Origin of the sequence: Methylobacterium sp. J-090, assembly GCF_022829345.1 — a bacterium.
Classification (GTDB): Bacteria; Pseudomonadota; Alphaproteobacteria; order Rhizobiales; family Beijerinckiaceae; genus Methylobacterium.
Genome location: NZ_JAKSXV010000056.1, coordinates 1 through 10,274 on the forward strand (window position 1 = coordinate 1; position 10,274 = coordinate 10,274).

The window sequence follows — 10,274 nt, forward strand, 5'->3', positions numbered from 1 at the left end:
CCGGTAGGCCTGGGCGACGATGCGCTGGCGCGGGCGCTCCACCACCGCTCCGCCGATGTCGCGGATTTCGGCGCCGGCGCGGGACAGGACCGCCCAGTCGCCCTCCTCCAGATAGGTGATCTCCTCGGTGAACGGCGCCAGGGCCAGGGCGTCGGAGCCGAGATAGGTCTCACCTGGGCCGAAGCCGATGGCCAGCGGCGCACCGTGGCGGGCGCCGATGAGCAGGTCGTCGTAACCGGCGAAGACGATGCCGAGGGCGAAGGCGCCGTGGAGGCGCGGAAGGCAGGCGGCCACGGCCTCGATGGGCCCGAGGCCCCCGTCCATGGCGTGGCTGACGAGCTGGGCCACCACCTCCGTGTCGGTCTCGCTCTCGAAGCGGACACCGAGGCCCTGCAACTCGGCCTTCAGCTCCCGGAAATTCTCGATGATGCCGTTATGGACCACGGCCAGCCGCGCCGTGGCATGCGGGTGGGCGTTGGTCTCGTTGGGGCGGCCGTGCGTCGCCCAGCGGGTGTGGCCGATGCCGATGGCGCCGCCCAAGGGCTCGTCGCGCAGGCGCGCCTCGAGGTTGGCGAGCTTGCCCTCCGCCCGCCTCCGCTCGAGGCGCCCGTGCGTCAGGGTGGCGATGCCGGCGGAATCGTAGCCGCGATACTCGAGCCGGCGCAGGGCTTCCACGAGCTGCCCGGCCACGGCGTCCCGTCCGACGATGCCAACGATTCCGCACATGGGTCGTGTCTCTCACAAACGGGCCGCCGGCAAAGTCCGGCATTGTCCGGCAAACCCCGGCTTGTATCGGATCGGAGCAGGCACGCCACCCGGCCGCCCGTCGGAGCGTCGCCGGCCAACCCTCAACGGACGCTTGCGGCGACGAACCCGACCGCCCGCATGGTTTATGGTTTCGCGCGCCTGGCCTTCTCGGCGGCCAGAGCCGCGCGCTTGCCCGGCGCCCAGCCGGCGATGTTGCGCTGGCGCGCCCGCGCCACGGCCAGGGCCTCGTCCGCGACATCGGACGAAATCACCGAGCCGGCCCCGACGATGGCCCCGGCCCCGACGCTCACGGGGGCGACGAGGGCCGTGTTCGAGCCGATGAAGGCGCCCGCCCCGATGATGGTGCGGTGCTTGTTCACCCCGTCGTAGTTGCAGGTGATGGTGCCGGCCCCGACATTGGCGCCCGCCCCGATCTCGGCGTCGCCGAGGTAGCTCAGGTGGTTGGCCTTGGCGCCCGCTTCGAGACGCGCGTTCTTGATCTCGACGAAGTTGCCGACCTTTGCCCCCGTCTCCAGCACCGCACCGGGACGCAGGCGGGCATAGGGGCCGATCTGCACGCCGGATGCCAAAGTGGCGCCTTCGAGATGCGAGAAGGCGTGGACCGTGCAGCCGTCGCCGACGGTGACGCCGGGGCCGAACACCACATGAGGTTCCACCAGAACGTCCCGGCCCAACACCGTGTCGAAGCTCAGGAAAACCGTCTCGGGTGCGACGAGGGTGGCGCCGCCGAGCTGGGCCGCGCGGCGCAGGCGGCCCTGGATCTCGGCCTCGGCCACGGCGAGCTGGACCCGGTCGTTGACCCCTTGGGCCTCCGCCTCGTCCACGGCCACCACGGCCACCGTGAGCCCGTCCGCGACGGCCAGGGCCACGGCGTCGGGCAGGTAGTATTCCCCGGCCGCGTTGGCGTTGCCGATGCGGCCGAGGAGATCGAGGGCGTGCCGGCCCGACAGGGCCATGAGGCCGGCATTGCACAGGGTGACGGCCCGCTCGGGGGCGGTGGCGTCCTTCTCCTCGCGGATGGCGAGGACGCGCCCGTCCTCCGTCAGCACGCGGCCGTAGCCCGCGGGGTTCGGGCTGTCGAAGGCCAGCACCGCCACGGCGGCGCCGTCGGCCAGGGGGGCGCGCAGGCGGGCGAGGGTGGCGCCGGTGACGAGGGGGGTGTCGCCGAAGGCCACGATCACGTCGTCGTCGCCCGCCTCCAGGGCCGCGCGGGCGGCCAGCACCGCATGGGCCGTGCCGAGGCGCTCGGCCTGCGGAAACACGGCGGCGCCCGGGGCCGCCCGCCCGATCTCCCGGGCCACGGCCGCCTGCCCCGGCTCGACCACCACGGCGATGCGCGTCGCCCCCGCCTCGCGGGCGGCGGCCAGCACGTGGCCGAGCATGGTCCGCCCCGCCACGGCGTGGAGGACCTTGGGCAGGTCCGAGCGCATCCGCGTGCCCTTGCCGGCGGCCAGCACGACGGCGGTGAGGCTGCGCCCGGTCGTGGTCGTCGTCGCTGCACCCATGGGTCGATCCGTCCTCGTCGTCAGTTTGTACCGGGATGCGCCGCTGCGCCATCCCGGGGTCTGTCAGGCGCCCGCCCCGGGATCAGCGGCCCGACAGGATCAGGGTGATCAGCACGGCGGCGACGCACACGAACATGACGCAACCCAGGGCCAGGCTCGCCAGAGTCGTCGTGGAAACATAGGTGCCGGCGACATGGCCCAGCACCCGGGCGACCCCGCTTCCCCCGCCCCGCGAGGCCCCGTCCGGGCCGGGATGGCCGCAGGCGGGGCAGGCCAGCGCCTGCGTGGACACCCGGTGCGTGCAGGCGGGGCATGGAATCAGCGCCATGGACTCCTCCGTTGCGTTGTCGAGTAGGGATCATCGACGCTTCCGATGTGCCATAAGCGCCGCGGCTCGACCAGATGCCCGGCCTGCGCCGGCCGGTTGAACGGGATCGGCGCATCGCGCGTTCCGTGACACTTAACCTCCAGTTCAGGCCGGTGCATGGTAAAGCCGTCGCCGCCGCACCCGCTTTCCTGCGCTTTCGCGCCGAAACGACAGGTTCCATGACGACGCCGTTCCAGGATTCTCTTCACGCCGTCCCCGCGGCCGATGACCCGGGGACGATGGAGTCTCGGAATCACACCCGCCGCGCCCTCCTGCGCGGGGCCGGCGCCGTCGCCCTGTCCGGTGGCCTCGCCGCCGTGCCCGTCCCGGCCTTCGCCGACGAGGCACCGGCCCTTCCCGCGGCCGGCACGCCGTTCCAACCCGGGCTGGTGGCCGACCTCGCCCGGGCGCTCGCCGCGCGCGCCTACGTCGCCCCGCGCACGGACGATCTGCCCGAGGCCCTGGCGGGCCTCAACCGCGAGCAGTACGCCGGCATCCGCACCGTGCCGGGCAGCGCGATCTGGTCCGATGCCGGCCTCGGCTTCACCGTCGAGCCCCTCCATCGCGGCTCGGTGTTCAAGGGCCGCGTCGCCCTGGCGCTCATCGAGGACGGGGTCGTGCGCCCCGTCCCCTACGACCGCGCCCGGTTCGAGGCCGAGACCACCCCGATCCCGGCGATGAAGGATGATCCGGGCTATTCCGGCGTCAAGCTCCGCGCCCGCTTCGAGGGGGGCGAACTCACCGATTTCGCCTATTTCCAGGGCGCCTCGTTCTTCCGCCTCGTCGCCGCCGGCCAGGGCTTCGGCGTCACCGCCCGCGCCCTCACCCTGCGGCCGGCCGATGCCCGCGGCGAGGAGTTCCCGGAGTTCCGCGCCCTCTGGATCGAGCGGCCCGGCCCCGGCGGCCCCCTCGTCCTGCACGCCCTGGTCGATTCGCCCTCGGCCACGGCTTCCCTGCGCATGAGCCTGCGCCCGGGCGCCGCCTCGCTCTGCGACGTCGAGGGCACGGTGTTCGCGCGCACGGCCATCGACCATCTCGGCCTCGGCGGCATGACCACGAGCTACCTGTTCGGCCCCTACGATCGGCGCGGGGCCGACGATGCGCGCGCCGCCGTCCATTCCTCCGGCGGCCTCCAGATCCGCACGGGCCGGGGCGAATCGATCTGGCGCCCGGCGCGCAATCCCGAGACCCTGCAGGTCTCGTCCTTCGTCGACGACGGCCCGAAGGGCTTCGGGCTCATGCAGCGGGCCCGCGACTACCGCAGCTTCCAGGACGACGTCCAGCACTGGGAATGGCGCCCGTCCCTGTGGCTGGAGCCCCTCTCCGCCTGGGGACCGGGCTCCGTGACGCTGCTCGAAATCCCGAGCGATTCCGAGTTCAACGAGAACATCCTGGCCTATTGGCGGCCGAAAGCCGGCCTCGCGGCGGGGGCCGAGATGGGGTTCAGCTACCGCCAGCATTGGTGCTGGCAGCCGCCGGAACCGGTGCCCGTCGCCATCGTCTCCGGCACCCGCGCCGGGCGCGGGACGAGCGACGCCCGGCGCCTGTTCCTCGTGGACTTCACCGGGGAGGGACTGGCCGAAGCCGGCGACCTGCGGACCCAGCTCTCGGTCGGCCCCGGCGCCATCACGGTGAGCAACCTCTACCGCTATCCCGACCGCAAGACCGTGCGCGTGGTCTTCGAACTCGACCCGCGCGGCGAGAAGGCCTGCGAATTGCGGCTGAACCTGCAGCGCGCCGACACCGCCCTGACCGAAACCTGGCTGTACCGTTGGACACCGTGAACGCACCCGCGCCCCAGATCGCCCCGGCCTCCGCCCCGTTCCGACCGGCGATGCCGCCCGAGGCCCCCCTGGCCATGCCGGTGCAGCGCCTGGATGCCTGGGACGGGGCCGACGGCCACGTGCCGTCCGTGCGCCACGCCAAGCCGTGGCTCGCCCGGGCCTTCGTGTTCGGCGCGGCGGCCCTGCTCACCGCCTACGGCGCCATGCAGATGTACGAGGTGGTGGCGGTCTCGGGCGGCACCACGGCCCTGCAGTACGTGCTGCTGGCCCTGTTCACCCTGAACTTCTCCTGGATCGCCCTGGCCTTCACCGGCGCGATCCTGGGCTTTTTCGTCCTCCTGCGTCGGGGCAGAACCCCTGCCCTGCCGGTCGCGCTCACCACCCGCACGGCCGTGGTGATGCCGGTCTACAACGAGGCCACGGCCCGCACCTTCGCCGCCATCGAGGCCATGCGCGCCGAGATCGACGCCACGGGGCTGGGTGGAGCCTTCGACTACTTCGTCCTGTCGGATTCGACGCAAGGGGATGCCTGGATCGCCGAGGAGCGCGCCTTCCTCGACTTGCGCGCCCGCTGGGGCGACGACGCCCGCCTCTACTACCGGCACCGGGCGAAGAACCATCACCGCAAGGCCGGCAACATCGGCGACTTCGTCTCGCGCTGGGGCGCCACCTACGACCACATGCTGGTGCTCGACGCCGACAGCCTGATGACGGGGGCGTGCGTCGTGCACCTCGCCGCCGCCATGGAGGCGGACCCGGATTCCGGCATCATCCAGTCCCTGCCGCTCATCATCAACCGCAACACCCTGTTCGCCCGCGTCCAGCAATTCGCCGCGCGGATCTACGGGCCGGTCATCGCCACGGGCCTGTCGGTGTGGTCGGGCCGCGACGGCAATTACTGGGGCCACAACGCCATCATCCGCACGAAGGCGTTCGCCGCCGCCTGCGGCCTGCCGGACCTGCCCGGCAAGCCGCCGTTCGGGGGCCACGTCCTGTCGCACGATTTCGTGGAAGCCGCCCTGATCCGGCGGGCCGGCTGGAGCGTGACCATGCTGCCGGCGCTCCCCGGCTCCTACGAGGAGAGCCCGCCCTCCCTCATCGATGTGGCCGTGCGCGACCGGCGCTGGGCGCAGGGCAACCTCCAGCACAGCCGCATCATCGGGGCCGCCGGCCTGAAGGCCGCCTCGCGCCAGCACTTCGCCACGGGCATCGCCGGCTACGTCGCCTCCCCGCTCTGGCTCGCCCAGCTCGTGGTCGGCATCGCCCTGGTGCTGCAGACCGCCTACGTGCGGCCGGAATACTTCACCAGCGAGTTCGGGCTCTACCCGGTCTGGCCGCGCTTCGATCCCGTGCGCGCGCTCCAGCTGTTCGGGATCACCATGGGCATCCTGCTCGCCCCGAAATTTCTGGGACTCATCCTCGCTCTGATCGACGGGCCGGTGCGCCGGGCCTGCGGGGGGGCCGTCCGCCTCGTCCTGTCGAGCCTCATCGAGATCCTGCTGTCGGCGCTCATCGCGCCCATCGCCATGGTGATCCAGTCGGGCTCGGTGTTCCAGATCCTCGTCGGGCGCGACACCGGCTGGAACCCGCAGCGGCGCGACGACGGCTCGATCCCGTGGGGCGACATCGTGCGCCGGCACCGCTGGCACATGATGCTCGGGCTCGTCACCGGGGTGGCGGCCTTCGCCATCGCCACCTCGCTGTTCCTGTGGATGTCGCCCACCATCCTCGGCCTCGTCCTGGCGATCCCGATCTCGTGGGCGAGCGGCCAGCTCTCCTGGGGCCTCGCCCTCAAGCGGCTCGGCCTGCTGATGACGCCGGAGGAGCGTGACCCGCCCGCCATCGCCACGGAGGCCGGCCGCCTCGCCGCGTGCAACGCCGCGCGGGGCCTCGACGAATCCGACGCCCTGCGCGCCCTCCACGTCGAGCCCGATTTCGCGCGGGCGCACGCCGCCATGCTGCCCCAGGCCGCGCCCCGCCCGCGCGGCGTCATCGACACCGACCGGGCGCTGGCCCAGGCCAAGGTGGTGGAGGCCCACACCCTCGACGAGGCGGCCGCCTGGCTCTCCCCGAAGGAGCGCATGGCCCTCCTGCACGACCGCGCATTGCTCGACCGCCTGGGCCGCCTCGAACCCGGCGCCGCCTGAGTTTTCGATTTCCGGCCGTCCCGTTCTCCGCTAGAACCCTTGCGACCCCGCCGGCTCCGCGCCGGTGCGGACGGAAGGGTGGCCGAGTGGTTTAAGGCAGCGGTCTTGAAATTCGCTCCCGGCCATCCCGCCCAATCCCCGGCAGTCAGATAACGTGTTGTTCTGACTGCCGAAATCGGAATTCTGGCGTTCTCTCATCGTTCTCCATCCTGGCTCGTATCAATGAGTTGGGTAGCAAAGCGGTAGCAACCGCCCTGCCCCGCCGTGGGGCATGAAGTCACCTCGGATGCACAAACGCTCCGGCCGGCAGTTGCCTCGGCATGGGCCCCGATCGGTCCAGGCGAGGTGGTCCGATGACGCCCCGAACGGTCGCGATCCTCGCCGGTGGCGGGTGTGCCCTTCTCGGGCCGGCCATCGCGCATGCCTTCACCAGCGACCCGACGGATCAGATCGTTCTGTCCCTGATCATCGCGGGGTCGGTGGTCGTGACGGTCCTGGTCCTGGGCCTTCGATCGCGGGACGACTGAGGCCGGCCACGTCACGACGCCTCGATGTCCCGATCCCCGCCACGCAGCCACGTGACCTGCGAGGTGTGATGGTTCTCGGGAGCGCCAAGCGACGGCTCGCCGTCCACATCGAGCTCTAAATCTGCGTCGCCATCCTCTGCATTGAGCAGGGCGACGATTCGATCGACGACATCGAGGGCGAGCTCGGCCAGGCGCTCAAATTCTTCGCGGGGGATGGTGGTGGCCGGGACGCGCCGGCTGGCCGGGAAGCGGACGACGTTGGTCATGATCAGCCCCATGCCTTCAGTGCTTCGAGGAGGAGGCCGGGTTCGGCAATCCGGCCGTTGCAGTCCATTTCATGGGCGAGGCGGGCAACGAGGGCTTCGTCGCGCTCGTCCTCGCTTTGCGGCTGCCGGCGATGGATCTCAGCCACGCAACGATCTCTGAAGAACGCCATCCGCTCCTTCTCGAAATCGAGGAACCACCCGATGGGCGAGGCGACGGGGTGGTCTCCTGCGTGCCGGTGGACGCACAGCGGCATGTTGGTGGTGTGACTCAGGTAGTCGCCGATCTGGCGGGTGGTTTCGTAGAGGCGAACCACGTCGATGAGATCGAACGGCGAGAAGTCGAATGTGTCGGCGTAGCCTCGAGCGTTGCCGAACCGGCGCCTCAGGCTCGTCTCCGATGAATGCTCGGCAAGCCCGGCACGGGCTGACGCGGCCCGCTCTCGAAGCGTCGCATCGCTGCTTGCGGGATCCGTCTTGCGATCCGTGTTCATCACAGGCCCCCTCAAGCCAAGTGCGCGAAACCGTAGGCGGCGACGCCCCCGGCGATGATGAGGAGTGCCGAGGCCATCTCCCCGATGAGGTCCAGGAAGCGCGGGGCGCGGACGTGGGGGGTGTCTGGCCGTACGTGGGACGTGACGCGCCAGTCCTCGGCGCTGTCCGGAGTGTGCTCGTCGGCCTCGAGGATCGGGGCCGGGCAGGCATACAAGCCGTCTGTGGGGTGGCGCTTGAGGTGCAAAGGGGCGAGCGAGGGCATTGCCATAACCGGTGTGCTCCGGGGCTGAGGATTTCAGGGCATGTCTGGAGAGGCCGGCGCGATACGCCAAAACCAGTTGTTGTTCCGAAATCGGAACAGGGTTATGATTACGTCTAGATCGGACGGCCGTCAATCAAAATCGTAACAGGGTTATGAAATGCAGGCTGTCCAATGCAAGATGGCGCGGACCGCGCTCAGCCTCGGTGTCCGGGATCTTGCTGCCGCGGCCGGTGTGTCGGCTGACACCGTGGCCCGGTTTGAGCGCGGGGAAGCTCTCAAGGAGCGAACCGTTGCCGCTCTACAATCTGCCCTCGAAGCCGCCGGCGTCGAGTTCATCCCCGAGAACGGCGGAGGGGCTGGCGTCCGGCTCAGGAAGCGGCAAGATACCGATGCGCAGTCCCATGAGGCACCACCATGAACGCTGCAGATCGCGACTTGGAAATGTCTCCGCTCGGCGGAGCTATCAGCCGCGACGGTCTGACGGTGAAGGTCTACATTTATCGGTTCGCCGGAACCGCAGATACCTGGACTCTGGAGGTCGTGGACCGCGAGGGCTGCTCGACGGTCTGGGAACTCAGGTTCCCCGACGATCTAGAGGCGTATGAAGCTTTCGAACGCGCCATTGCAGAGGACGGTATCCGGTCCTTCTCCGACAACGAACCCGTAGGTCACTGACGCCGGCGGAGCGGTTTTCAACGGCGCCACCCAGCGGAGGGACGAAGGGCAGACAATGCCAAGGTGCGGAGGAAGTGCGCCGCGACCTATGAGTGCCCTGAGCGTTGCCATTGGGCGGTCCCTCAAGCGATCCGCCCCTAGGAGTCCAAGATGGGCATTTTCCAGAACCTCATCCAGAGTGTCACAGCCTACGTCGGCGACAAGACGCTGATGCATGCTGCGGTGTCAGCCGCGGCGAACGTCATCGTCGCCGACAGTGAGGTCGATGAGGAGGAGGTGGAGGTTGCCCTGGCGGCCATGAAAGCCAATCCGATCATCGAGAAGGGTTACGATACCCTGATGCTGGAGGCCGAACTGTTCGACGGCATTGCGCGCGCGCGGACTCGCGTCGGCCGCGTTGACAATCTAAGCCGCGTGGCCGCCATCGCCGACCGGTCCATCGACCAGCGGAACAGCGTGTTCCTCATCGCGTCCGATGCCGCCGACCACGAGGGAATCAGTGAGGTCGAGCATAGAGCCTTGAATGAGATCGCGACCGCCCTGTCCGTCGACAAGGACGCCCTGCTCCGGCTCGCTCACGTCAAGCCGACCCTCGCCCCATAATTCAGAGGTAGAGCCTATCGTGCCGGGAGTCGTATCGAGATGAGCGAAAGCCCAATGACGGTTGCTATCATCCCCGACCCAACCAGGCGCCTCGCTGAGGTTTCTCGGCTCGCGACGCTCCTCGCTGATCGAGTGCTGGACGCTCAAATCATGAAGCGCCCAGTTCGAGATGACGACATCCGCTCGCTGCTCGATGCCGGCCTGCTGCTGAAGAAGCACGGCAAGGAACTGCCATCTCTCCTCGGGCAGATCATGCTGGCAGCCGAAGGGCCCGAACCGGAGGTAGCAGTTGCAGCTGAGCCCGGACGGCTGGCTCGCGCGTTCCGGCCGTTCCAGAGAACGAAGGGCTGAGAATGCTTGATATGCCGCGGGATCACGTTTCATTTTGGTGCAGTTGATCCTGCACATTTGAATGCGGAGGCACTGTCATGGCCCAAACCCAGCATTCCCATCCGGACCCCATCGAAGAAGGCGCTCAGGCCCGCATCCACGGTCGGCCGAAAGATTCTTGCCCCTACCCGCGCGATAGTGAGGAACGCGCGTCATGGATGGAGGGGTACGATGGAACGCCCCGCGATGATGGGCCAGATCCCCGATTGGGGTGAGCGGAACGCGCCAGGAGATAGAAGCATAGCCGCTATCGCTATGAAATCGAGCCTTCGTCAGTCCGGCTGATTATTCTTACTACGATCGACTTTTATTTTTGTAATTGAACTGTTGTCTCGATCGTTTTTCAGAAAAGCTGCTAAAAATATGCTCATAAGCCAGCTAATTTCAAGAACGCCGGATAAGTAAATTGTTCTTAGCAATACATCTGTCGCATCAAGATGGTTTAAAGCTCCAGAAATGCCAATAGCCAGAGCTATGGTCATCACAAT

14 protein-coding genes and 1 pseudogene are annotated in these 10,274 nt (G+C 68.8%); 8 read left to right on the forward strand and 7 right to left on the reverse strand.

Annotated features, from left to right (window positions below; genetic code table 11):
• The 3 genes and pseudogenes from MKK49_RS07955 to MKK49_RS07965 all read right to left on the reverse strand — a co-directional run.
• Positions 1-726 (reverse strand): annotated as a pseudogene (locus MKK49_RS07955) (glutamine--fructose-6-phosphate aminotransferase); the annotation flags it as partial.
• A 164-nt stretch (positions 727-890) separates the two neighbouring features.
• Positions 891-2,273: a bifunctional UDP-N-acetylglucosamine diphosphorylase/glucosamine-1-phosphate N-acetyltransferase GlmU gene (glmU, locus tag MKK49_RS07960; protein WP_244027586.1), complete on the reverse strand. Its 1,383-nt coding sequence runs from the start codon at positions 2,271-2,273 to the stop codon at positions 891-893.
• Positions 2,274-2,355: 82 nt separating this feature from the next.
• Positions 2,356-2,601: a hypothetical protein gene (locus MKK49_RS07965; RefSeq protein WP_244027588.1), complete on the reverse strand. Its 246-nt coding sequence runs from the start codon at positions 2,599-2,601 to the stop codon at positions 2,356-2,358.
• Positions 2,602-2,879: 278 nt separating this feature from the next.
• Here MKK49_RS07965 and MKK49_RS07970 point away from each other — a divergent pair, with 278 nt between their 5' ends.
• The 3 genes from MKK49_RS07970 to MKK49_RS07980 all read left to right on the forward strand — a co-directional run bounded on the left by MKK49_RS07970 (position 2,880) and on the right by MKK49_RS07980 (position 7,098).
• A complete protein-coding gene (locus MKK49_RS07970) occupies positions 2,880-4,424 on the forward strand; it encodes a glucan biosynthesis protein (protein ID WP_244027589.1) in 1,545 nt (514 codons plus the stop codon).
• A 50-nt stretch (positions 4,425-4,474) separates the two neighbouring features.
• Positions 4,475-6,571 carry a glucans biosynthesis glucosyltransferase MdoH gene (gene mdoH / locus MKK49_RS07975; RefSeq protein ID WP_244027599.1) on the forward strand — a complete coding sequence of 699 codons (2,097 nt, stop codon included), beginning with the start codon at positions 4,475-4,477 and terminating at the stop codon, positions 6,569-6,571.
• Positions 6,572-6,924: 353 nt separating this feature from the next.
• On the forward strand, positions 6,925-7,098 hold the full coding sequence (locus MKK49_RS07980; RefSeq protein ID WP_244027590.1) for a hypothetical protein: 174 nt from the start codon (positions 6,925-6,927) through the stop codon (positions 7,096-7,098).
• Positions 7,099-7,109: 11 nt separating this feature from the next.
• Here MKK49_RS07980 and MKK49_RS07985 read toward each other — a convergent pair whose 3' ends face one another.
• From MKK49_RS07985 to MKK49_RS07995, 3 genes are read right to left on the reverse strand one after another with little or no spacing between them, the layout of a single operon-like run.
• Complete coding sequence (locus MKK49_RS07985) at positions 7,110-7,376, reverse strand: hypothetical protein (RefSeq protein WP_244027591.1); 267 nt, start codon at positions 7,374-7,376, stop codon at positions 7,110-7,112.
• Positions 7,367-7,855: a hypothetical protein gene (locus MKK49_RS07990; protein WP_244027592.1), complete on the reverse strand. Its 489-nt coding sequence runs from the start codon at positions 7,853-7,855 to the stop codon at positions 7,367-7,369. The genes MKK49_RS07985 and MKK49_RS07990 overlap by 10 nt, the downstream gene beginning before the upstream one ends.
• 11 nt (positions 7,856-7,866) lie before the next feature.
• Entirely contained in the window at positions 7,867-8,124 is a 258-nt protein-coding gene (locus tag MKK49_RS07995) for a hypothetical protein (RefSeq protein ID WP_244027593.1), read from the reverse strand.
• A 172-nt stretch (positions 8,125-8,296) separates the two neighbouring features.
• Between MKK49_RS07995 and MKK49_RS08000 the strand changes: the two genes are divergently transcribed.
• From MKK49_RS08000 to rmf, 5 genes are all read left to right on the forward strand, one after another.
• Positions 8,297-8,536 carry a helix-turn-helix domain-containing protein gene (locus MKK49_RS08000; RefSeq protein ID WP_409565036.1) on the forward strand — a complete coding sequence of 80 codons (240 nt, stop codon included), beginning with the start codon at positions 8,297-8,299 and terminating at the stop codon, positions 8,534-8,536.
• Positions 8,533-8,793 carry a hypothetical protein gene (locus MKK49_RS08005; RefSeq protein WP_244027595.1) on the forward strand — a complete coding sequence of 87 codons (261 nt, stop codon included), beginning with the start codon at positions 8,533-8,535 and terminating at the stop codon, positions 8,791-8,793. The genes MKK49_RS08000 and MKK49_RS08005 overlap by 4 nt, the downstream gene beginning before the upstream one ends.
• Before the next feature lie 150 nt (positions 8,794-8,943).
• A complete protein-coding gene (locus MKK49_RS08010) occupies positions 8,944-9,396 on the forward strand; it encodes a Tellurite resistance protein TerB (RefSeq protein ID WP_244027596.1) in 453 nt (150 codons plus the stop codon).
• A gap of 39 nt (positions 9,397-9,435) precedes the next feature.
• Complete coding sequence (locus MKK49_RS08015) at positions 9,436-9,747, forward strand: hypothetical protein (protein WP_244027597.1); 312 nt, start codon at positions 9,436-9,438, stop codon at positions 9,745-9,747.
• Between the two features lie 77 nt (positions 9,748-9,824).
• Entirely contained in the window at positions 9,825-10,001 is a 177-nt protein-coding gene (rmf, locus tag MKK49_RS24625; RefSeq protein ID WP_313899148.1) for a ribosome modulation factor, read from the forward strand.
• Positions 10,002-10,058: 57 nt separating this feature from the next.
• Here the strand turns inward: rmf and MKK49_RS08020 are convergent.
• Positions 10,059-10,274 (reverse strand): hypothetical protein (locus tag MKK49_RS08020; RefSeq protein WP_244027598.1); only part of this gene is annotated, 216 nt, incomplete at its 5' end.

Excerpts from the sequence above, each read along its gene's own strand:
- glmU (WP_244027586.1), bottom strand. The coding sequence starts at position 2,273 with ATGGGTGCAGCGACGACGACCACGACCGGGCGCAGCCTCACCGCCGTC.
- MKK49_RS07965 (WP_244027588.1), bottom strand. The coding sequence starts at position 2,601 with ATGGCGCTGATTCCATGCCCCGCCTGCACGCACCGGGTGTCCACGCAG.
- MKK49_RS07970 (WP_244027589.1), top strand. The coding sequence starts at position 2,880 with ATGGAGTCTCGGAATCACACCCGCCGCGCCCTCCTGCGCGGGGCCGGC.
- mdoH (WP_244027599.1), top strand. The coding sequence starts at position 4,475 with ATGCCGCCCGAGGCCCCCCTGGCCATGCCGGTGCAGCGCCTGGATGCC.
- MKK49_RS07980 (WP_244027590.1), top strand. The coding sequence starts at position 6,925 with ATGACGCCCCGAACGGTCGCGATCCTCGCCGGTGGCGGGTGTGCCCTT.
- MKK49_RS07985 (WP_244027591.1), bottom strand. The coding sequence starts at position 7,376 with ATGGGGCTGATCATGACCAACGTCGTCCGCTTCCCGGCCAGCCGGCGC.
- MKK49_RS07990 (WP_244027592.1), bottom strand. The coding sequence starts at position 7,855 with ATGAACACGGATCGCAAGACGGATCCCGCAAGCAGCGATGCGACGCTT.
- MKK49_RS07995 (WP_244027593.1), bottom strand. The coding sequence starts at position 8,124 with ATGGCAATGCCCTCGCTCGCCCCTTTGCACCTCAAGCGCCACCCCACA.
- MKK49_RS08000 (WP_409565036.1), top strand. The coding sequence starts at position 8,297 with ATGGCGCGGACCGCGCTCAGCCTCGGTGTCCGGGATCTTGCTGCCGCG.
- MKK49_RS08005 (WP_244027595.1), top strand. The coding sequence starts at position 8,533 with ATGAACGCTGCAGATCGCGACTTGGAAATGTCTCCGCTCGGCGGAGCT.
- MKK49_RS08010 (WP_244027596.1), top strand. The coding sequence starts at position 8,944 with ATGGGCATTTTCCAGAACCTCATCCAGAGTGTCACAGCCTACGTCGGC.
- MKK49_RS08015 (WP_244027597.1), top strand. The coding sequence starts at position 9,436 with ATGAGCGAAAGCCCAATGACGGTTGCTATCATCCCCGACCCAACCAGG.
- rmf (WP_313899148.1), top strand. The coding sequence starts at position 9,825 with ATGGCCCAAACCCAGCATTCCCATCCGGACCCCATCGAAGAAGGCGCT.